The organism is Arthrobacter rhizophilus (assembly GCF_026241105.1).
Lineage (GTDB): Bacteria > Actinomycetota > Actinomycetes > Actinomycetales > Micrococcaceae > Arthrobacter.
Map to the genome: position 1 here is coordinate 30,665 of NZ_JAPFFT010000026.1, position 21,565 is coordinate 52,229.

General features: G+C 63.9%; 18 protein-coding genes. 15 read left to right on the forward strand and 3 right to left on the reverse strand.

From position 1 onward, the window contains the following. Nucleotides 1-2: 2 nt before the first annotated feature. The 3 genes from OOZ51_RS18120 to OOZ51_RS18130 are packed head-to-tail and all read right to left on the reverse strand — an operon-like array spanning nucleotide 3 to nucleotide 3,599. Complete coding sequence (locus tag OOZ51_RS18120) at nucleotides 3-1,178, reverse strand: glycosyltransferase family 4 protein (protein WP_265981163.1); 1,176 nt, start codon at nucleotides 1,176-1,178, stop codon at nucleotides 3-5. Beyond that, entirely contained in the window at nucleotides 1,178-2,359 is a 1,182-nt protein-coding gene (locus tag OOZ51_RS18125; protein WP_265981164.1) for a glycosyltransferase, read from the reverse strand. Before OOZ51_RS18125 ends, OOZ51_RS18120 begins: the two co-directional genes overlap by 1 nt. 25 nt (nucleotides 2,360-2,384) lie before the next feature. Beyond that, a complete protein-coding gene (locus OOZ51_RS18130; RefSeq protein WP_265981165.1) occupies nucleotides 2,385-3,599 on the reverse strand; it encodes a glycosyltransferase family protein in 1,215 nt (404 codons plus the stop codon). Nucleotides 3,600-3,948: 349 nt separating this feature from the next. Here OOZ51_RS18130 and OOZ51_RS18135 point away from each other — a divergent pair, with 349 nt between their 5' ends. The 15 genes from OOZ51_RS18135 to OOZ51_RS18205 all read left to right on the forward strand — a co-directional run bounded on the left by OOZ51_RS18135 (nucleotide 3,949) and on the right by OOZ51_RS18205 (nucleotide 21,495). Continuing rightward, on the forward strand, nucleotides 3,949-5,499 hold the full coding sequence (locus OOZ51_RS18135) for a sensor histidine kinase (RefSeq protein ID WP_265981166.1): 1,551 nt from the start codon (nucleotides 3,949-3,951) through the stop codon (nucleotides 5,497-5,499). Next, nucleotides 5,496-6,161, forward strand: coding sequence for a response regulator transcription factor (locus OOZ51_RS18140; RefSeq protein ID WP_265981167.1), 666 nt, complete (start codon nucleotides 5,496-5,498; stop codon nucleotides 6,159-6,161). Before OOZ51_RS18135 ends, OOZ51_RS18140 begins: the two co-directional genes overlap by 4 nt. Before the next feature lie 130 nt (nucleotides 6,162-6,291). After that, nucleotides 6,292-6,873: a bifunctional pyr operon transcriptional regulator/uracil phosphoribosyltransferase PyrR gene (pyrR, locus tag OOZ51_RS18145; RefSeq protein ID WP_265981168.1), complete on the forward strand. Its 582-nt coding sequence runs from the start codon at nucleotides 6,292-6,294 to the stop codon at nucleotides 6,871-6,873. Then, a complete protein-coding gene (locus OOZ51_RS18150) occupies nucleotides 6,870-7,883 on the forward strand; it encodes an aspartate carbamoyltransferase catalytic subunit (protein WP_265981169.1) in 1,014 nt (337 codons plus the stop codon). Before pyrR ends, OOZ51_RS18150 begins: the two co-directional genes overlap by 4 nt. Continuing rightward, nucleotides 7,883-9,244, forward strand: coding sequence for a dihydroorotase (locus OOZ51_RS18155; RefSeq protein WP_265981170.1), 1,362 nt, complete (start codon nucleotides 7,883-7,885; stop codon nucleotides 9,242-9,244). Before OOZ51_RS18150 ends, OOZ51_RS18155 begins: the two co-directional genes overlap by 1 nt. After that, the gene (locus OOZ51_RS18160) at nucleotides 9,244-9,762 is read left to right on the forward strand and encodes a PH-like domain-containing protein (protein ID WP_265981171.1); all 519 of its coding nucleotides are present in this window, start codon (nucleotides 9,244-9,246) and stop codon (nucleotides 9,760-9,762) included. Before OOZ51_RS18155 ends, OOZ51_RS18160 begins: the two co-directional genes overlap by 1 nt. After that, entirely contained in the window at nucleotides 9,743-11,047 is a 1,305-nt protein-coding gene (gene carA, locus OOZ51_RS18165; RefSeq protein WP_265981172.1) for a glutamine-hydrolyzing carbamoyl-phosphate synthase small subunit, read from the forward strand. The genes OOZ51_RS18160 and carA overlap by 20 nt, the downstream gene beginning before the upstream one ends. Next, complete coding sequence (carB, locus tag OOZ51_RS18170) at nucleotides 11,047-14,367, forward strand: carbamoyl-phosphate synthase large subunit (RefSeq protein WP_265981173.1); 3,321 nt, start codon at nucleotides 11,047-11,049, stop codon at nucleotides 14,365-14,367. The genes carA and carB overlap by 1 nt, the downstream gene beginning before the upstream one ends. Continuing rightward, nucleotides 14,360-15,244: an orotidine-5'-phosphate decarboxylase gene (pyrF, locus tag OOZ51_RS18175; protein ID WP_265981174.1), complete on the forward strand. Its 885-nt coding sequence runs from the start codon at nucleotides 14,360-14,362 to the stop codon at nucleotides 15,242-15,244. The genes carB and pyrF overlap by 8 nt, the downstream gene beginning before the upstream one ends. Nucleotides 15,245-15,353: 109 nt before the next feature. Then, nucleotides 15,354-15,680, forward strand: coding sequence for an integration host factor, actinobacterial type (gene mihF, locus OOZ51_RS18180; protein ID WP_265981175.1), 327 nt, complete (start codon nucleotides 15,354-15,356; stop codon nucleotides 15,678-15,680). A gap of 57 nt (nucleotides 15,681-15,737) precedes the next feature. Then, on the forward strand, nucleotides 15,738-16,310 hold the full coding sequence (gmk, locus tag OOZ51_RS18185) for a guanylate kinase (protein ID WP_028267126.1): 573 nt from the start codon (nucleotides 15,738-15,740) through the stop codon (nucleotides 16,308-16,310). A gap of 39 nt (nucleotides 16,311-16,349) precedes the next feature. Further along, nucleotides 16,350-16,610, forward strand: a complete 261-nt coding sequence (gene rpoZ, locus OOZ51_RS18190) for a DNA-directed RNA polymerase subunit omega (protein ID WP_078109003.1) — start codon at nucleotides 16,350-16,352, stop codon at nucleotides 16,608-16,610. Nucleotides 16,611-16,637: 27 nt separating this feature from the next. Further along, nucleotides 16,638-17,885, forward strand: a complete 1,248-nt coding sequence (gene coaBC, locus OOZ51_RS18195; protein WP_265981176.1) for a bifunctional phosphopantothenoylcysteine decarboxylase/phosphopantothenate--cysteine ligase CoaBC — start codon at nucleotides 16,638-16,640, stop codon at nucleotides 17,883-17,885. Between the two features lie 91 nt (nucleotides 17,886-17,976). Continuing rightward, nucleotides 17,977-19,206: a methionine adenosyltransferase gene (gene metK, locus OOZ51_RS18200; RefSeq protein WP_265981177.1), complete on the forward strand. Its 1,230-nt coding sequence runs from the start codon at nucleotides 17,977-17,979 to the stop codon at nucleotides 19,204-19,206. Nucleotides 19,207-19,368: 162 nt separating this feature from the next. Next, nucleotides 19,369-21,495, forward strand: coding sequence for a primosomal protein N' (locus OOZ51_RS18205; protein WP_265981178.1), 2,127 nt, complete (start codon nucleotides 19,369-19,371; stop codon nucleotides 21,493-21,495). Nucleotides 21,496-21,565 lie beyond the last annotated feature (70 nt).

Here is a 21,565-nt window from a genome sequence, read left to right on the forward strand (position 1 = left end):
GATCATGCCACCTTTCGCGGGGCTGGCAACGCCGCGGTGATGCGCGCGAGCACGCCGTCCCAGCTGAAACGCCTTTCAGCCTGCTCACGGGCCTGGGTTCCCAGTTGATCTCGCAAGCCAGGATCGGCGGCAAGGACGCCGAGGGCAGCGGCGAATGCTGCGGGATCGCCGGCCGGAACCAGCAGTCCGGCGCGTCCATGGTCAAGAATGGAGGGGATCTGTCCCACCGAGGTTGCCACGATAGGCATTCCGGCAGCCATGTATTCATAGACTTTCAACGGCGAAAAGTAGTCGTCGCATCCGGGCTCCTCAACGGGGTAGGGAGCTGCGGCGACATCGCACTCGTGAAGGAGCCCTGGCACGGACCCGGGTGCGACGGCCCCGGTAAACTCCGCTTCCAAGCCCAGCGAGGTTGCCAACTCTTCAAGTGTGGTCCGGACTGGACCATCGCCTATGACTTTCACGGCCCAGCGGTTCGGTCCGCCCGGGCTGCGGGCCTCGCGCATGTTGGCCAGTGCGACAGCCTGAAACAGCTCGGGAACCCCATGCCAGGGTTTCAAAGTCCCGACAAACGCAACCGTGAGGTGGCCGTCGTGGTGACGTCCGCCCGTACGGGCGGCTATTCGTTCGACGTTGACGCCGTTCGGAGTCAACACAGTCCTGGCGGTAGGTACCCTGCCGTGGACCCAACGGACCACGGGCGCTGAAACGCAGGCCACGACGTCCGCCGCCCGAGCGTTGCGTCCAAGGGCACTTTCGGCCCGCTCCACGTCAAAGAGTTGCCGGTACCGAGCTTGTTCTTCAATGAGAGGGGCATTGACTTCGAGTACGGCCGGGACGCCGAGGACGCTGGCCACCACTGACACCACCGGGCTGAATAGCGAATAGCGTTCGTAAACCAATTCGCAGCCGTCGTGAAGGATCCTGGCGGCGAGCGCGAATGCCGCGTCTTCGAGGGCGAGCTCGCGCACGGGTCCTTCGGCGCGCCCGGCGGCAACTTCGACGACGTCGAGATCGGCCAGATCGTCTGGACGATCGGTGCCCAGCCGGGTGCAGTAGAGCGTTACCGTCGCCCCCTTCTTGCGCCAGGCGCGCACGATTTCCTGGACATGGACAGACGATCCTTTGGTGCCAAACACCGGCACGCCTTCGTCAGCGCAAACGTATGCCACATGCATCAGGCAACCTGCTTCCGTGCCATGGACAGCGCACGAAGCTCGACTGCTTGCTGCCTGGAATCGTAGTTCTGTTCGATGAGCCTGCGTGCGTTTCGCGTGAGGGCCGGACGGTCAATTCCAGGCCCACAGATCTCGCGTATGGCCTCGGCCAGCCGGTGCCAATTGCCTGGGGGAACCAGGATCCCTGTGTGGCGGTCCCTGATGACCTCCGGGATTCCCGTCACATCGGTGCCGATGCACGGCACACCGATGGCCATCGCCTCAAGGAGGACGGTGGGCAGCCCATCCACGTTCCCGTCCTGGCCGATGACGCAGGGTGCTACAAAGACGTCGGCGGATCTTAGGAGGGATCTGACCTGATCCTGGGTCTGGGCTCCCAGGAGGCGGACCGAAGCGCGGAGATTGCGGTGGTCGATGCTCCGTTGAAGGTCGTCGGCGAGTTGTCCGTCCCCGGCAATCCTCACATCCAGCCGGAAGCCCTGTTCCAGAAGCTCTGCGGCAGCGGCCAGCAGATATTCAAAACCTTTCTTTTCCACGAGCCTTCCGACCGCGGCGATCCGGACGATCTCACCTACGGGACGTGGTTCCTCGTAAGGGAAGCTCTCCAGTTCCAAGCCATTGCGTACCAGATGCAAGCGGTCCGTTGCCCCGGGGAAGCGGCGCCGCAAGTAGCTGAGATTGTATTGACTGATCGTTATTGCATGGTGGGCCTGTTCCAGCTTGATCCGAAGGTGCTCGCCGGCGTCCGATTCACGGAAGATGTCCGCCGCGTGGGCGGTGAACGAGTAAGGGACCCGGGTCAACAATGAAGCAAGCCTCGCCACATTGGCGGCAATCGAACCGAAATGGGCGTGTAAATGCACAATGTTGCGTTGCTGCAGCGCGATGGCGAGTTGGAGTGCCTGGGCCGCGTCGTCCGGGTCCGTCCACGTCAACTCGTTGAAGGCCGCGGCCACTGCGTGGCTGATCCCCGCTTTCTCGGCACTCCGGAAAATGTCCCAGAGATCCTCGGACCTATGGGGCCGGTCGATGTAGCTTACGGGTGCTTGGACCCTGGCCAGTTCCGGGTGGAAACGGGGGCCCGTGGGTGGCCGCAACGAAAAAATGCTGATCCTTTCTCCGGCGGCCTCCCGTGCCAGAATCTCGGAGACGATGAACGTTTCAGAGAAACGTGGATACATCTTGAGGACATAGGCGGTTTCCGGTTCAGATTGCGATATTGCCTACCTCGGCTTTCATCTTCTTCGCCGGGCGGAGGTTGATCCGCCCGGGTACCGGATCCAAAAGGGCCGCGGCAAGCCGGGGAAGGCAGGACAAACCGTCCAAGCGGATACCACTCCGGTCGATGGCGGTCCCTGCCCTCCTGAGCAACCAGTCATGGAGAATGTCCGGGGTGAGGCTACTGATCTCATGAACGTCCACGAACCCGGCGCGGGCTAGCGAGTGCGCCCTGATCCTCTGTTCGGCGCGCGCCAAAGTGCGCGGGACGATCAGGGCCGGAACATCGGTGCTCATGATTTCGCAGACGCTGTTGTACCCTCCCATCGAGATCACGGCTGCGGCGTGCCGCATGTGGTGGATGAGGTCGTCAACCGTGGTGAGGACTTTTGTGCCTGGACTAGCCTTGTGACGTATATCAAGGACCTGCTTAGCCGGCATCTGCGGGCCAGTGACGATGAGATGACCCAAGCCCGGAGGAAGGTGAGTGGCCGCTGCGATAAGGGCCAATTGGTGACCGTCGGAACCGCCGCCAACGGTGGTTAAACAGTAGGGCCCCCGCATGCACGTCGTAGCAGATCCCGTGGGTCGTCCTTGAGCGAGATATCCCGTGAATTGAATCAGGCGTCGGAGTGAAAACGGGATTTCGCCGGCCGCCACAGGATCGTGTATCGACGGATCGCCGTAGATCCAAATCGCGTCGAAGATGCCCTTGATCACGCTGGGACCTCCAAGCCGGGCCCATTCGGCCATTGCCGGGACGGGGGCGTCGAGGATTTCACGCAATCCCAGGACGATCCTCACCCGCCCGGCAGAACGTGCTTCGCGGAGCGCACTTTCGAGTTCCCCGTGGATTCCAGTGGCGTGTCGATCCACCACGATCAGATCGGGCCTGAAGCCGGCCAAGACGCCGGATAACACCGCGGCACGCAGCGACACCAGTTCGGTCATGGTCAAAGCCAAATTCCGGGGCCTGTAGCCCGCCGGACCCTTGTCCACTCCAGGCAGCAGAACCCAGTCCCAGCCCGCCGGAACGGCAAACCCCGGGGCGACGGCCGTGCCGGAGATCAGCACACCTGTGACCTCCCGTCCGATGAGGGCAGGCAAGTGGGTGGTCAGCGTGTGCGCCAAGGCGAGATTTCGGCGGACGTGGCCAAGTCCTAGCGAGTCGTGCGAATACAAGACAATCCGTAGCGGTTCCACGGTGAGCCTCCGTAGTCAGTCATTTCCCCAGGGCCTAGGTGAACGTGGGATACCTATTGTCGCGACCGGACATGAGGAGTGGATGTGGCCAACATGAGGGGTTTCTCATGAACGCCCGCAACACGGCTCACCGCGGATGATCATGGCCTCCGTGCCGTGCCGGAGACTCAACCGAAGAAGGCCGAATTAACAGGTAGTCACTACTCGTGCGGCGCCAGGCTTGCTTGACTAACGTCGCTTCGGTAGGCCAGTGCTGCGGCTGGCTGCTTGCCAGATCGGGTCCCGCGCCTTCTCCAAAGGACGGTATGCCGGTGTTGATCGACGCTGTTGGTGAAAAATGGGTGGGCCAATGCCTCGAGTTTGGCGCGTGCGCGGCATGAGGTGGCGCGGTACGGACCCCGCGGCTACGTCAAGTCCCACTCTTCGGGTAGCTGCCGGAAACATTTGGATCGGCCTCCAGTCGAGGGTGCGGTCGGTCCGTTTCCTTGTGTTGGCCATGATGCTCCTCATGATGCTTGCCAGCCTCGTCCTGACCGGAGTCGTGACGTTCGTGGTGTCCTTCACGGAACTGAATAACCGTGTTGACCAGAGTCTTTCCGACAAAGCACAGAATGTGGAAAAACTTGCCCGCGCCGGATCATCAGGCGCCGGCGCGCCGTCTATCTCCCAGTTCCGGTCAGCCGCGCACGAAATCGATCCTGGCAGGCACGAAGTGATAGCGGCATTCGTCAACGGGCAGCTGGATTGGAAAGTCGAGGGCAATCCGGATGACCCTGTGCTCCCGGAGTCCCTGTACGGCGCGGTCCTCAACATGGCGGATCCGGCGCGCACCGTCGTCGGAAGCCTGGGCGCGGACAGGGACCGGATGCGGCTGACCATCCGGCCGGTGAGCCTCGGCGCTGACGGAAGTCAGTCATTTTTCCTGATCGGCAGGGATACGTCAGACCAGGAGGAGAGAATTCTTTCCTCGATCCGGACCTACACGATGGTTTCCGGCGGGGCGTTGCTCGCGACTGGTCTGATCGGCACCGTTTTCGCTGGGCGCCTTCTCCGTCCCCTGCGCCGGATGCGCGAAGCAACCGAAGTAGTCAGCCAGGACGACTTAAGCCAGCGCGTGGACGAGCGGTCGCGGGCTGACGACGTATCCCAATTGGCTCACAAGTTTAATCTGATGCTTGAACGGCTCGATGCGGGCGCCCAAGAACAACACCGCTTCATTGACGACGTCGGGCATGAACTTCGCACGCCCTTGACCATCTTGCGTGGTCACTTGGAACTGATGTCGGATGACGACCCGTCCGACGTCGCCGAGACGCGGGCGCTGCTGCTCGATGAACTCTCCCGGATGCAAAGGTTGGTGGATGATCTTCTGTTGCTGGCCAATGCGCAGCGTCCGGAGTTCGTCAGGAGGGAAGAACTTAACGTAGCCGGTTTCACTGACGAGGTCATGGAAAAGATCCGCGTGCTCGCCAACAGGCAATGGCAAGTGGATGAACTGTGCGATGCCGTGGTGAATGCCGACCCACAGCGACTGACCCAAGCGCTCATCCAACTCGCGGCAAACGCCGTCAAGTACACCGATGATGAAGCCACAATATCGTTGGGTTGCAGGGTTGAACCCGGAATGGTCAGCGAAGGCGGGGCGTCCGGTCCCGGAACCCTGGCCGTTTGGGTCCGCGATACCGGAATAGGCATCGAGGTCCGGGATCAGGAACGGATTTTTGAGCGGTTCGGCAGGGTCGAGACCGGTCGGGGCGAGGCGGGGGCCGGCCTCGGGCTTGCGATTGTCACGGCAATCGCCGAGGCACATTCGGGGCGGGTCACAGTGAATTCGGCCCCAGGCCAAGGATCTACATTTACGTTGCATATTCCCTTGATGAGCGAGGCGGCAGCATCATGAGCCGGATCTTGATAGCCGAGGACGAAGCGCGGATCTCCACGTTCATGGAGAAGGGCCTCCGCGCCGCCGGACACACACCCTCCGTGGTGGCCGACGGGATCACGGCCTTGGACTACGCCACGTCGGGCCAATTTGATTTGTTGATTCTCGACGCCGGGCTGCCCCGCCTGGACGGGTTTACCGTTCTGGGATTGCTGCGCGAGACCAAAGTCCGTCTTCCGGTGATCATGGTTACGGCCAGGACATCGGTTCATGACACCGTTGCGGGCCTCGACGGCGGGGCGGACGACTATCTGGCCAAGCCCTTCCGATTCGAGGAACTGCTTGCCCGGATACGGATCCGCCTCCGCAATCCCGTGCCCGGCACGTTGGATCACATACTGAAATGCGGTCTCCTCGAACTGGACCTCCACTCGCGGAATGCAAAATTGAACGGCAAGGAAATAGAGCTGTCTTCCCGCGAGTTTGCGTTGGCGGAGACTTTCATGCGCCATCCCGGACAGGTACTGTCCCGGGAACAATTGCTCAGCCGCGTCTGGGGGTATGACTATGACGGAACGTCCAACGTGGTGGACGTCTACGTGTTGTACTTACGAAAGAAGCTAGGCGCGGACCGCCTGGCCACGGTCCGGGGTACGGGATACCGGCTGGTGGAGGTCTGACTTCTGTGAGCTAAAACGCGTTGCGGGGGGCCGGGGCGCGTCGGACTGCCGTCATCTCTGTGGTAATTTTGAAGGGCAAATGTTCCTTTTTTAATTCCGTCCCGTGAGGCGGGGAAAGGGGAGACGAGCGATGACTGAAGTCACTGCGCCGGTGCCGTCCCGGGTTGTCCTCAACCACGCGGATATCGACCGTGCGCTCACTCGTATCGCCCACGAGATCCTCGAGGCCAACAAGGGCTCCCGGGATCTGGTTCTCTTGGGCATCCCACGCCGCGGCTATCCGCTGGCTGTGCGGCTGGCAGAGAAGATCGCCGCCGCGGATCCGTCCGTCAACGCCTCGGCAATCGTCGGTCAATTGGACGTGACCATGTTCAGGGACGATCTTTCCCACCAGCCCGCCAGGCCCCCTTATCCGACAAGGCTGCCACTGTCCGGCATCGACAACAAGGTTGTTGTCCTCATCGACGATGTCCTGTACTCCGGCCGCACCATCCGGGCAGCCCTCGACGCCATCATCGACCTCGGCCGGCCCCGCATCGTTCGCCTCGCCGTGCTCGTGGACCGTGGCCATCGCGAATTGCCTATCCGCGCGGACCACGTGGGCAAGAACCTGCCAACGTCTTCCTCGGAAAAAGTCCGGGTCCACTTGGAAGAATTCGATTCGGTGGACGGTCAACCCATCAATGAAGTAGTGATCGAGGCCGGCGCATGAAACACCTGCTCTCTACGGAGAACCTCAGCGCCGCGAACGCCATCCGCATCCTGGATACCGCCGAGGAGATGGCCGCAGTGGGAGACCGGGAAGTCAAGAAGCTCCCCGCCTTACGCGGCCGCACGGTGGTCAACCTCTTCTTCGAGGACTCCACCCGCACCCGTATTTCCTTCGAGGCGGCGGCTAAGCGGCTTTCCGCCGACGTCATCAACTTCGCGGCGAAGGGTTCCTCGGTATCAAAGGGTGAGTCCCTCAAGGACACCGCGCAGACCCTCGCAGCGATGGGCGCCGACGCGGTAGTCATTCGCCACTGGGCCTCCGGTGCACCGCACCGCTTGGCTGCCACCGACTGGATCGACGCTGCCGTCATCAACGCCGGAGACGGCACGCACGAACACCCCACCCAGGCCCTCCTGGACGCCTTCACAATGCGCCGCCACTGGTCCAAGCTGAAAGGCTCGGCGTCCACGGGCGCAGATCTCACGGGTATGCGCGTCGCCATCGCCGGCGACGTCCTGCACTCCCGGGTCGCCCGTTCCAACGTGTGGCTGCTGCGCACCCTCGGTGCGGAAGTGACCCTGGTGGCTCCACCCACCTTGCTGCCGATCGGCGTCGAACACTGGCCGTGCAAGGTCAGCTACAACCTTGACGAGACACTCGAAGCCGGCGTGGACGCGATAATGATGCTGCGTGTCCAGGGCGAGCGCATGAATGCTTCCTTCTTCCCTTCGACGCGCGAGTATTCGCGCCGTTGGGGCTTCGACGATGCCCGCCTCCGGGCCCTCGACGAGCTCGGGCTCAAGGACACCATCATCATGCACCCCGGCCCCATGAACCGCGGACTGGAAATTTCCTCCGCCGCCGCCGATTCGCCCCGCTCCACCGTGCTGGCCCAGGTCCGCAACGGTGTTTCGGTCCGGATGGCCGCCCTGTACTTGCTGCTCTCCGGGGACACCCGTGAAGCCGCCACCACACCGGGCACCGCCCGTTCCGACAAGGAGAGCAACTGATGACCGAGACCGCAACAGGTACAGCAACCGGCACCTATCTGATCCGCGGCGCGGCCATCCTCGGTGGCGACGCCGAGGACCTGTTGATCCGCGACGGCGTCATCGCTGAGCGCGGCACCGGCCTGTCCGCAGAAGGCGCCACGGTGATCGAGGCTCCCGGCCTCGTGGCACTTCCGGGCATGGTCGACATCCACACCCACTTGCGCGAACCCGGTCGTGAAGACGCCGAAACCGTGGAAACGGGAACCCGTGCCGCAGCCCTTGGCGGCTACACGGCTGTGCACGCCATGGCCAACAGCAACCCGGTGGCGGACACCGCCGGCGTCGTCGAGCAGGTTCACAGCCTGGGCCGCGCCTCCGGGTGGGTGGATGTGCGTCCAGTAGGTGCCGTCACGGTTGGACTCGCCGGGGAACAGCTCGCCGAACTCGGCGCCATGGCCGACTCCCGTGCCCAGGTCCGGGTCTTCTCCGACGACGGCCTCTGCGTGCACGATCCCGTGCTGATGCGCCGTGCCCTGGAGTACGTCAAGGCGTTCGACGGCGTCGTTGCCCAGCACGCGCAGGAACCGCGCCTTACCGCCGGCGCCCAGATGAACGAAGGCACCGTCTCCGCCGTTCTTGGCCTTGCCGGTTGGCCGGCGGTCGCCGAGGAGAGCATCATCGCCCGCGACGTGCTCCTCGCCCAGCACGTCGGCTCCCGCCTGCACGTCTGCCATGTATCGACCGCCGGCTCGGTGGAGATCGTTCGCTGGGCCAAGGAACGTGGGATCAACGTCACCGCTGAGGTCACGCCCCACCACTTGTTGCTCACCGATGAGCTGGTGCGCAGCTATGACCCCGTCTACAAGGTCAACCCGCCGCTGCGTACCGACGCGGATGTCCAGGCGCTCCGCGCCGGGCTCGCTGACGGCACCATCGACGTCGTAGGCACGGACCACGCCCCGCATCCTAGCGAACACAAGGAATGTGAGTGGGCCCAGGCAGCGATGGGCATGACGGGCCTGGAAACAGCCCTGTCGGTAGTCCAGGAATCCATGATCGAGACGGGGCTCATGACGTGGGCCGACTTCGCCCGCGTAACGTCCACGGTGCCCGCGGCCATTGGCCGGGTGGCAGATCAGGGACGCCCGCTTGAGGCCGGCGAGCCTGCCAATGTGATCCTCGTGGACCCGGCCGCCCGCTGGACAGTGGATCCGCATAAGATGGCGACCATGGGCCGGAACTCACCCTTTGCAGGCAGGGAGTTGCCGGGCGCCGTCATCGCCACTTTCTTCAAGGGCCACCCGACCGTACTGGACGGCAAGCTCAATACGCCTTACCGATACGCCGCGGATACCGCCGGCGCAGGCAGCAGCAGCTGATGGACAAAATCGCTTCCCTGCTCCTGGTCTTGGGCCTTGCCGCGGTCGCCGCCGGACTCATCGCAATGGGTTGGCGCAGCAGGCTCAAGCGGCAGGCCGGCGTCGGGCCGCTTCCGGAGGTACCCGAACAACTCAGCCCGGCAGGCATTGTGGCTGATGGCCAGTACGTGGCCACGACGACGTCGGGAGACTGGCTTGACCGGATCGCCGTTCATGGCCTGGGCTTCCGCGGGAACGCGGAAATCAGCGTCCATCCGGAAGGAGTCCTCTTTGACCGCAAGGGAACCGGACCGCTGTTCATTCCATCGCGAGCCGTGACCGATTGCCGCAGCGCCAGCGGCATGGCCGGAAAGTTCGTGGAAAAGGACGGACTCGTGGTCTTGAGCTGGATGCTCGGAGAACGTGAGCTCGATACTGGATTCAGGACCAGGCACGCCGCCGACAAGCAACCCCTCCTCGAAGCACTTCAAGAATTGATCTCTGCAGCCCCCCAGGCGGATGCCGATAGTGGAAAGTAACAACGTGACGGACACCAACGCAGCGACAGGCAATACAGTGACAGCCAACCCAGTGACCACAAACAACCCAGCGGAGTCCTCCGCGGCAGTGCTGGTCCTCGAAGACGGCCGCACGTTCCGTGGCCGCAGCTACGGCGCCACAGGCGTGGCCCTGGGCGAGGCGGTCTTCGCCACCGGCATGACCGGCTACCAGGAAACCATCACGGACCCCTCCTACGCCCGCCAGCTGGTGGTCCAGACGGCTCCGCACATCGGTAACACCGGCGTGAACAAGGAAGACGCCGAGTCCCGCCGCATCTGGGTGGCCGGATACGTGGTCCGCGACGCCGCGCGACGCCCCTCGAACTGGCGCTCGGAGCGCAGCCTCGACGCGGAGCTCGTTGAACAGGGCATCGTCGGCATCCAGGCCGTGGACACCCGCGCCATCACCCGGCACCTGCGCGAACACAAGACCATGCGCGCAGGAATCTTCTCCGGCGAGGCAGCCAAGGCCACCGACAAGGAACTCCTGGACACCGTCCTCGCCAGCGCGCCCATGGAGGGCGCCCGCTTGGCCGAAGAAGTGAGCATCGACGAGGCATACGTCGTCGAACCCGCGGACCACGGCTGGGACGGCGAGCCGAAATTCAGCATCGCCGCGATCGACCTAGGCATCAAGGCGATGACCCCGGTCCGCTTCGCCGAACGCGGCGTACGCGTCCACGTCCTGCCGGCCACCGCAACGCTGGATGACGTCAAGGCAGTCAACCCTGACGGCTTCTTCATGTCCAACGGCCCTGGCGACCCCGCCACCGCAGACGCGCAAGTGAAGCTGCTCCGCTCGGTGCTCGATGAGAAGCTGCCGTACTTTGGTATCTGCTTCGGCAACCAGATCCTGGGCCGCGCGCTCGGATTCGGTACCTACAAGCTCAAGTACGGCCACCGCGGTATCAACCAGCCGGTAATGGACCGCCGTACGGGCAAGGTGGAGATCACCTCGCAGAACCACGGCTTCGCCGTCGACGCTCCCATGGACGGCGCCACGCTGGCTCCGGAAGAGCGCTTTGGCCGCGTTGAGGTCAGCCACGTAAGCCTCAACGACGACGTCGTCGAAGGACTCGCCTGCCTCGACATTCCGGCCTTCTCGGTCCAGTACCACCCCGAAGCCGCGGCCGGTCCGCACGACGCCGCCTACCTCTTTGACCGCTTCATCGACCTGATGGAGAGCACGAAGAACGGCCGGAACGCCGCACAGGCCGCCGCCACTCAGACATCGAACTCCGCGAAGAACGAGGACACGAAGTAATGCCAAAGCGTACAGATCTCAAGAGCGTCCTTGTTATCGGTTCCGGCCCGATCGTCATAGGCCAGGCAGCCGAATTCGACTACTCCGGCACCCAGGCCCTGCGCGTGCTGAAGGAGGAGGGCCTGCGCGTCATCCTCGTGAACTCCAACCCGGCCACCATCATGACCGACCCCGAGTTCGCCGACGCCACATACGTCGAGCCCATCACTCCCGAGGTGGTCGAAAAGATCATCGCGAAGGAGCGCCCGGACGCCCTCCTGCCCACACTGGGTGGACAGACGGCCCTCAACACGGCCATCGCCCTGGACAAGAACGGCGTGCTCGAGAAGTACAACGTCGAACTCATCGGTGCCAACATTGCCGCGATCGAACTCGGCGAGGACCGGGAAAAGTTCAAGGGTGTCGTGGAGCGCTGTGGCGCCGAGTCGGCCCGCAGCCACATCATCCACACCATGGATGAAGCGCTGACAGCCGCGGAAGACCTCGGATACCCGATGGTTGTCCGTCCGTCCTTCACCATGGGCGGCTTGGGCTCGGGCCTGGCGTACAACGAGAACGACCTGCGCCGCATCGTGGGCCAGGGCCTCCAATACAGCCCCACCTCCGAGGTCCTCCTGGAAGAGAGCATCCTCGGCTGGAAGGAATACGAGCTCGAGATGATGCGCGACAAGAACGACAACGTCGTTGTTGTGTGCTCCATCGAGAACTTCGATCCCGTAGGCGTCCACACCGGCGACTCCATCACGGTGGCACCCGCCCTGACCTTGACGGACCGCGAATACCAGCGCCTGCGTGACATCTCCATCGCCGTCATCCGCGAAGTCGGCGTCGACACCGGTGGCTGCAACATCCAGTTCGCGATCGAGCCGGACACGGGCCGCGTCGTCGTCATCGAGATGAACCCGCGTGTTTCGCGCTCCTCGGCGCTGGCCTCCAAGGCAACGGGCTTCGCGATCGCCAAGATCGCCACCAAGCTCTCCCTCGGTTACACCCTGGACGAGATCCCGAACGACATCACACAGAAGACGCCGGCATCGTTTGAGCCGACGCTCGACTATGTCGTGGTCAAGGTTCCGCGTTTCGCGTTCGAGAAGTTCCCGGCCGCGGACAACACGCTGACAACCACCATGAAGTCCGTCGGTGAAGCGATGGCCATGGGCCGCAACTTCACGGAAGCCCTGCAGAAAGCGCTTCGCTCCCTCGAGCAAAAGGGCTCGCAGCTGGACTTCAGCCACGTGCCCGAGTGGGAAATTCCGGAACTCATCGAGAAGTCCAAGCGCCCGACGACGGACCGCCTCTACCAGGTCCAGCGCGCCATGCTCGGAGGTGCTTCGGTTGAGGAGCTCTACGCCGCCACCAAGATCGATCCGTGGTTCCTGGACCAGCTGCAGTTGCTCAACGAGACCTCCTTGGAGATCCGCAAGGCCGGCGCCCTGACCGAAGACATGCTGCGCAACGCCAAGCGGCACGGCTTCTCGGATGAGCAGATCGGCGCCCTGACCCACAACCCGGAGGCTGTTGTCCGCGGCGTCCGCCAGGCTTTGCGCATCCGTCCGGTCTACAAGACGGTGGACACCTGCGCCGCCGAATTTGCCGCCTACACCCCGTACCACTACTCCTCGTACGACGAGGAGGACGAGGTGGGCCTGCACGCCAAGCCTTCCATCATCATCCTGGGCTCCGGCCCCAACCGCATCGGCCAGGGCATCGAGTTCGACTACTCCTGCGTGCACGCCTCCATGGCGCTGCGCAAGGCCGGCTACGAGACCGTCATGGTCAACTGCAACCCGGAAACCGTGTCCACGGACTACGACGTCTCCACGCGCCTCTACTTCGAACCGCTGACCCTTGAGGACGTCCTCGAAGTCATCGCGGCGGAGGAACGCACCGGTGGCGTCATGGGCGTATTCGTCCAGCTCGGCGGCCAAACCCCGCTCAAGCTCGCACAGCAGCTGGCAGACGCCGGTGTGCCGATCCTCGGCACCTCGCCGGAAGCCATCGACCTCGCTGAGCACCGCGGCATGTTCTCCCGCGTGCTCGACCGGGCCGGCCTGATCGCCCCGAAGAACGGCACTGCCGTCTCCTTCGAGGACGCCAAGAAGATCGCCGACGAAATCGGCTACCCGGTCCTTGTCCGTCCGTCCTACGTGCTTGGCGGCCGGGGCATGGAAATCGTCTACGACGAAGCCAACCTCTCCCGCTACATCGCCAACGCCACGGAGATCACCCCGGACCACCCGGTGCTGATCGACCGCTTCCTCGAGGACGCCGTCGAAATCGACGTCGACGCGCTCTTCGACGGCACGGACATGTATCTCGGCGGCATCATGGAGCACATCGAGGAAGCCGGCATCCATTCCGGTGACTCCGCGTGCGTCCTGCCTCCGATCACCCTCGGCAGCAACGTGATCGAACGCGTCCGCACGGCCACCCGGGCCATCGCTGAAGGCGTTGGAGTCCGCGGCCTCATCAACATCCAGTTCGCGCTGGCTTCCGACGTGCTCTACGTGTTGGAGGCCAACCCGCGGGCTTCCCGCACGGTTCCGTTCGTGTCCAAGGCCACGGGCGTGCAGATGGCCAAGGCTGCGGCCTTGATCGGTACCGGCGTCACCATCAACCAGCTGCGCAGCGCCTACAAGATGCTGCCGGAAACGGGCGACGGCTCAACCCTTCCGCTCGACGCGCCGGTGTCGGTGAAGGAAGCCGTGTTGCCCTTCAGCCGCTTCCGGACTCCTGAAGGCAAGGTGGTGGACTCTCTGCTCGGCCCCGAAATGCGATCCACGGGCGAGGTCATGGGCATCGACAAGCACTTCGACACCGCTTTCGCCAAGAGCCAGGCCGCGGCCAACAACGCGCTGCCCACCGAAGGCAAGATCTTCGTCTCTGTCGCCAACCGCGACAAACGCTCGGTGATCATGGGCGTCAAGCGCCTCTCCGATCTCGGGTTCGAGATTGTCTCCACCGGCGGCACGGCGGATGTCCTGCGCCGCAACGGCATTCAGGCCACCCCGGTCCGCAAGGTCGCGGAGGGCAGCAGCGCTGAGGGCGAAGGCACCATCGCGGACCTCATCATTGCGGGCGAGATCGACATGGTCTTCAACACGCCTTCCGGCGGCGAAGCCCGCAGTGACGGCTACGAGCTCCGCGCGGCCGCTACGTCCATCGGCATACCGTGCATCACCACGGTGGCCGAGTTCAACGCCGCAGTGCAGGCAATCGAGGCGCTGCGCACCTACGAGTGGTCGGTGACCAGCTTGCAGGAGCACGCCGCCGCCCTGGCAGCCTCCCAGGCCGCGGCAGCCGAGGCCGTCAATGCCTGAGTCTGCCGCAGCCGTGCAGCAGCCGGGACGGGAGCCCTTCGGTTCCCGCCTGGCTGCCGCGATGGCCGCCCGCGGCCCTTTGTGCGTCGGCATTGACCCGCACCCGGGGCTCCTGGCGGACTGGGGATTGAACGACGACGTCGCCGGGCTGGAGCGTTTTTCGCTTACTGTTGTGGAGGCAGTGGCGACGCTCGCTGCCGCGGTGAAGCCGCAGGTGGCACTCTATGAGCGCCATGGCTCCGCGGGCATGGCCGTACTGGAACGGACCCTTGCGGCTGCGTCCGACGCCGGCGTCTTGAGCATTGCCGATGCCAAGCGCGGAGACATCGGCTCCACGATGGCTGCTTATGCTGACGCTTGGCTGCGCGACGGTTCGTCCTTGGCTGCGGATTCGGTCACGCTAAGCCCATATCTCGGATTCGAGTCACTGCGGCCGGCCTTGGACCTCGCAGCCGGGTCTGGCCGGGGTGTTTTCGTCCTTGCGCTGACTTCCAACCCCGAAGGCAAGTCAGTTCAGCACGTTGGCGGTTCCGAGTCGGTGGCTCGACGTATCGTTGAGGCGGCCGCCGAGGAGAACCGTCGCTATGCCGGCGCTCCAGGTTCGGTGGGCATGGGGTCCGTCGGTCTTGTGGTGGGTGCCACTGTCGGCACGGCCTTGGTGGACCTTGGCTTGGACCTCAATGCGGTTCAGGGCCCCATCCTGGCTCCCGGACTAGGAGCCCAGGGAGCCACGCCGGCGGATCTGCGTGCCACTTTCGGTGAGGCATATCCGGCGGTACTGGCGACGTCGAGCCGCGGAATCCTGGCCGCTGGTCCCGCAGTTGCCGGATTGCGTTCTTCTACTGAGTCCACCCGGGACGGCTTGCTGAATGGTTAGACGAGATCTTGGTAGGTCCAGTGCATTGCGCTCCGCACTGGCCACGCGGTAGCTTCGGGAGCAGTCCAAACCGCTACGCACTCGATGCCGGCCAAAGGGGGATGTGTCAGTGACGTTGAAAGCCCTGTCTGCAGAGGAACGTTCCGATGCCTTGGAAAAGGCCGCCAGAGCCCGGGCAAGGCGGGCCTTGGCAAAGGATCAGCTCAGGACCGGCGAACTCAGCATCGCCCGGCTGATCAAGTCGGCGCAGACTGATGAGGCCCTCGCACGCATGCGGGTTTCCGAGCTTCTGGAGGCTGTTCCGGGTGTCGGTCCGGTCCGGGCCGCGGCCATCATGGCGGAGATCGGAATCGCAGCATCACGCAGGCTCAGGGGCCTGGGAATTCATCAGTCCCGGTCGCTGATAGATTTTATGGAAGACAAATACGGCGTTTAAACGAATACAGCGTTTAAGAAGAAATGCAGCGTATATAGAATCTCCACGAAGGACGATGTGAGCAAGAATCCGGGACTGACCGTCCTCGCAGGCCCCACTGCCGTTGGCAAGGGAACCGTATCCACGTATATCCGCGACAATTACCCCGAGGTCTGGCTGTCAGTTTCAGCCACCACCCGGGCGCCGCGTCCGGGGGAGACGGACGGTGTCCATTACTTCTTCAAATCCGCCGAGGAATTCGACGCACTTGTTGAAGATGGCCAGTTGCTTGAGTGGGCAGTCGTGCACGGCAAGAACCGCTACGGCACGCTCCGCAGCACGGTCGACGCCGCCATCGCCGAAGGCAAGTCCGTATTGCTGGAGATCGATTTGCAGGGCGCGCGCCAGGTCAAGGCCGCTGTCCCCGACGCGAACTTCGTCTTCCTTGCTCCGCCCAGCTGGGACGAAATGGTCCGCCGCTTGGTAGGACGCGGCACCGAAACCCCCGAGGAACAGCGGCGACGGCTGGAAACCGCTAAACTGGAACTTGCCGCTGAACCGGAGTTTGACCACACCGTCATCAATGACGACGTACGCCGGGCAGCGGACGAGCTCGTTTCACTCATGGGGCTTACCCCGCACCAGCGCTAAGCGCTAGCACTTGTCAGCCCGTTAGAATTTGGAGATTTCGTGTCCACGAACCTTGAAGGCATCATCAACCCGCCGATCGATTCGCTGCTTGCTGCTGCCGATTCGAAGTACGGCCTGGTGATTTTCGGCGCCAAGCGCGCGCGCCAGATCAACGCCTACTACGCCCAGTTGCACGAGGGCCTCTTCGAGTACGTTGGCCCGTTGGTCGACACGAAGTTGAACGAGAAGTCGCTTTCCATCGCCCTGCGCGAGATCAATGAAGGCCTGCTGGTCTCCACCCCGATCGAGCCCGCAGAGTAAAACAGACTGCCTGTTGACGGAGGTCACGTGCGCATAGTCCTCGGAGTCGGGGGAGGGATCGCAGCCTACAAGGTTGCATCGCTCCTCCGGCTTTTTACTGAAGCCGGACACAACGTGACGGTGATTCCCACGGAGGCCGCCAGCCGATTCGTCGGCGTAGCTACTTGGGAGGCGCTCTCGGGCAATCCCGTGAGCAACAGTGTCTTTGACGACGTGGAGAAGGTCAACCACGTTCGGCTTGGTCATGAGGCCGATCTCATGGTGGTTGCCCCGGCAACCGCCGACCTGTTGGCCAAGGCCGCAACCGGCCAAGCCGGGGACCTGCTCACCAACACGCTCCTCATGGCTCATGGCCCCGTGCTTTTTGCTCCCGCAATGCACACCGAAATGTGGCAGAACCAAGCGACCCAGGCGAATGTGGAGACTCTGCGCAGCCGCGGCATCACCGTCCTTGAACCCGCAGTGGGTCGGCTGACGGGCGCGGATTCCGGACCGGGCAGACTCCCCGAACCGGAGTCCATTTTCGCGGCCGCCCTCGCTTTGGTGGACGTCTCTGCGCATTCCACCCAGCTTGTCGGCACCAAACCTCTGTCCGGGCGAACAATCACGATTTCCGCGGGCGGCACCAGGGAAGCCCTGGATCCGGTCCGTTTCCTTGGGAACAGGTCTTCCGGCAAGCAGGGCGTTGCCCTTGCCGCAGCAGCCCTCGACGCCGGCGCGAATGTGAGATTCCTCGCAGCGCACATGGAAGTGCAGCCTCCCGCTGGCGTTGAGCTGGTCCAGGTTGAATCTGCATTGGAACTCCGCGACGCCGCGCTGGAAGCCGCCGTTGGCTCCGACGTCGTGATCATGGCGGCTGCAGTCGCTGATTTCCGTCCCGCTGAAGTTTCAGATACCAAAATCAAGAAGGGCGAAGGCGAGGACGCTCCCATAGTGCGCCTCGTGCGGAACCCTGACATCCTGCATGAGCTGGTACAGCGCCGCGACGCCGGATCAACCACACAGTTGATCGTTGGATTCGCAGCCGAGACCGGAGACGAAGACGGCAACGTCCTGGAACACGCCACCGCCAAGCTCAAACGCAAAGGCTGCGATCTTTTAGTGGTCAACCAGGTCGGCGTCGGGCGGGTGTTCGGCCAAGACCAGAATTCTGTGATCATTCTCTCCGGCCATGGTGCGGCGCCGCAGTCCGCGGCGGGTTCCAAATCCGACGTCGCCGCCGCCGTCATTGACCGCATCAGTACTGAGTTGAGCCGCGTGCACCCGGCCACCTAGGCCCGGACGCAGCTCATTCCTTAGCAGCTCATTCCTTAGCACAGGGACATACGGCGGAAGCCGACCGCCCTCAACCGAGTAAGGTAGTCGAGTGACTTTACCGCTGCATCATGAATCCCACGGAACCCCATCCAAGCTCCGGCTCTTCACTTCGGAGTCGGTTACGGAAGGGCACCCGGACAAGATCTGCGACCAGATCAGCGACGCCATCCTTGATGCGCTTCTGGCAGCAGACCCCGAGTCCCGCGTGGCTGTTGAGACCATGGCCACCACCGGCTTGGTGCACGTGGCTGGCGAAGTCACTACGGATGCATATGTCGAAATTCCGCAGATCGTCCGCGAGACCATCCTCGGAATCGGTTATGACTCTTCCGCCAACGGCTTCGACGGCGCCCGTTGCGGCGTGTCAGTCTCGATCGGCCAGCAGTCCAACGACATCGCCGGCGGCGTCTTCAACTCCCTCGAGGCCCGCGAAGGCCGCCAGGAGGACGACTACGATCTCCAAGGCGCCGGTGACCAGGGCATCATGTTCGGCTACGCGAGCGACGAAACCCCGTCCTACATGCCAACCCCCATTTGGCTGGCCCACCGCCTCTCCGAGCGGCTCACGGAAGTCCGAAAGAGCGGCGAATTGGCCTACCTGCGCCCTGACGGCAAGACCCAGGTAACGGTCGGATACGACCGCGACCGCCCGGTTTCCGTTGAAACGGTGGTCATTTCCAGCCAGCACGCCGAAGGTACCCACCTCGATCGCCTGCGCGCCGATCTGGCGTCGCACGTGATCGATCCTGTCCTGGCAGTGTCCAACCTGGATATCTCCCACGTCGCGAACATCCTGAACCCCGCCGGCGCCTTCGTCATCGGCGGTCCTGTCGGTGATGCCGGCCTGACCGGCCGCAAGATCATTGTTGACACTTATGGCGGCATGGCCCGCCACGGCGGCGGTGCTTTCTCCGGCAAGGATCCGTCGAAGGTGGACCGTTCGGCCGCTTACGCAATGCGCTGGGTGGCCAAGAACGTCGTGGCCGCAGGGCTGGCGAAGCGCGCCGAAATCCAGATCGCCTACGCGATCGGCCAGGCACGTCCTGTCGGCACGTACGTCGAAACCTTCGGTACCGAGACTGTTGACCCGGCCAAGATCAGCGAAGCAATTGCGGAAATCTTTGACCTCCGTCCGCGTGCCATCATCGACGCTCTTGACCTCAAGCGTCCCATCTACGCCAAGACGGCAGCGCACGGCCACTTCGGCCGCGACGAGCCCGATTTCACGTGGGAGCGGCTGAACCGGGTGGACGAGTTGAAGGAATATTTCAACGCCTGATCCGGACTGTGTCGGGTACGGACTGCTCCGCCAAGGCAATATTGTCGGTGGTATCTGCTTGGCTTGACCCAGGAGTGAAACTGCGGGCCATGTCCTCACGGCCAAGCCCGTCACTCGCATTGAGCCCGTCGCTGGCATCCGGCACTCCAGGGAGGTGAGAACATGAGCGATGATTCGCTGCTTCCCTTTGCCATGGCGTTGCCTTCGCCAGCCCGCCAGCCGTCCTTGTTGCAGGGTTTCCCCGCTCGGGGGAGCGACGCCGCCGGGCCAACCCTCGCGGCACGCAATCCCGTGGCACGGATCTTGATTGAATCGCCTCTGCCGCATTTGGACCGGCCTTTTGACTACAGCGTCCCGGCTGAGTTCGAAGACACCGCGTTGGCAGGCGTGCGGGTCAAAGTGCGCTTCAGCGGCCAGGAACTCAACGGCTACGTGCTGGAGCGTGCGGAATCGTCGGAAGCAGGGCATGCATTAAGTCCGCTGCTCAAGGTGATTTCACCCGTCCAAGTGCTGAAACCGCCTTTGCTGGAGCTTGCCTCCAGCATCGCGGCACGCTACGCCGGGACGCTGAGCGACGTTCTCCGGACAGCCATCCCACCGCGCGTCGCAGGCCTGGAGAAGCTATTCCTTTCCGGTGCGTCCCTCTCGGAGGATCGAGCCGCGGTTGCCAGTCCTGCCGAGGGCGCCGTATCCCCGGCTCAAGCAACCTGGGCTTCCTACACCAACGGCGCACCGTACCTGCAGCACCTGGCCGGAGGAGGCTCGCCCCGGGCCGTCCTCACCGCAGTGCAGGGCTTTGGAGCCGCTGGCTGGCCCGAACTTGTGGCGTCTGCTGTGGCAGCAGTCCGTTCCTCGGGGCGGGGCGCGATTGTGGTTGTGCCCGACTACCGTGATCTTGACCGAATAGAATCGGCGCTCGACGCCGTCTTGCCGGTTGGGGAAATCGCGCGGCTGACGGCCGACGACGGTCAGTCCCCGCGGTACCGGAGCTACCTTCGGCTGCTGAGCGGCGCAGCCAAGGTGGCGATCGGTACACGGTCCGCGGCGTACGCTCCAGTCCAGGACCTTGGACTCGTAGTGTGCTGGGACGACGGCGACGACCTCCATATCGACCAGCGCGCTCCTTACGCCCATACCCGAGAAATCCTGCTTTTGCGCTCCGAACAGGAGTCTGCGGCGTGCCTCATGGCCGCGCACAGCCGCAGCACCGAGCTCCAGCGACTGGTCGAAGGGGGCTGGGCCGTGCCAGTGGAACCCTCCCGGACGGTGGTCCGCGCCAGCGCGCCGCGCGTTCTCAACACGGCGGACAGTTTCGAGCAGGAGCGGGACCCCCTGGCCAGGATTGCACGCCTGCCCGGCGCCGCGTGGCGGGCAGCAAAGGAGGGGCTGGAACGTGGACCTGTCCTGGTACAGGTGGCTAGAGCCGGCTACGCGCCGTCCTTGGTCTGTGAGGATTGCCGCGAGCCCGCCAGGTGCAACAGTTGCCAAGGGCCCCTCGCGATCGCCGGTAAATCGGCCCTGCCGCAGTGCCGTTGGTGCTCCACCCCGGCCCCGGAATGGCGTTGCCGCAATTGTGGCGGCGGCCGTCTTCGCAGGGGGGCAGCCGGCGTGCTCCGGACCGCTGAAGAGCTCGGCAGGGCTTTTCCGGGCAAGGCTGTCGTGACTTCTTCAGGAGACCAGGTCAAACCCACGGTCTCCGACGCCCGTGCGCTGGTGGTGGCCACCGTGGGCGCTGAACCCATCGCCTCCGGCGGCTACGCAGCGGCGCTGCTCCTGGATGGCAATTCGCTCCTCCGCCGGGAGAATCTTCGTGCTGGCGAGGACACCGTTCGGCGTTGGTTCAACGCGGCGGCGCTCGTCCGCCCCGCGAGCGAAGGTGGACTCGTCGTCATCACTGCCGACGACACCACCGCGACGGGTGCCCTCCTGCGTTGGGACCCGGCCGGGTACGCCTCCCGAGAACTGGCACTGCGGCATGAACTTCAGTTGCCGCCCGCGGTACGGATCGCGTCCGTCACGGGCAAGCGGGCCGACGTCGTGCACTTCACGGAAGGCCTGGCCAAGAACATCCAGTTGCGCACTGCGGGCCCTGCGCCTGTTTCGCTCGCCATGTCAGCGCAGCGCGCAACCGCGCAAGACGGCGACCCGGACGTCCGGACGCTGTTCTTCATTCCCTACGCCCAGGCAGCCGAAGCCACCCGGGCCATGCGGGCAGTCAAAGCAGCCAGTGCGGCGAAGCGCACCTCGGGACCTGTGCAACTGCGGCTCGACGGCGTGGACGTCCTCTGATATGTAGGTCTGGTTGTCAATAGCCATAGGTGAGCGGCTCCTGGGTTGTGGTTCCGGGGCCGCTCATCTT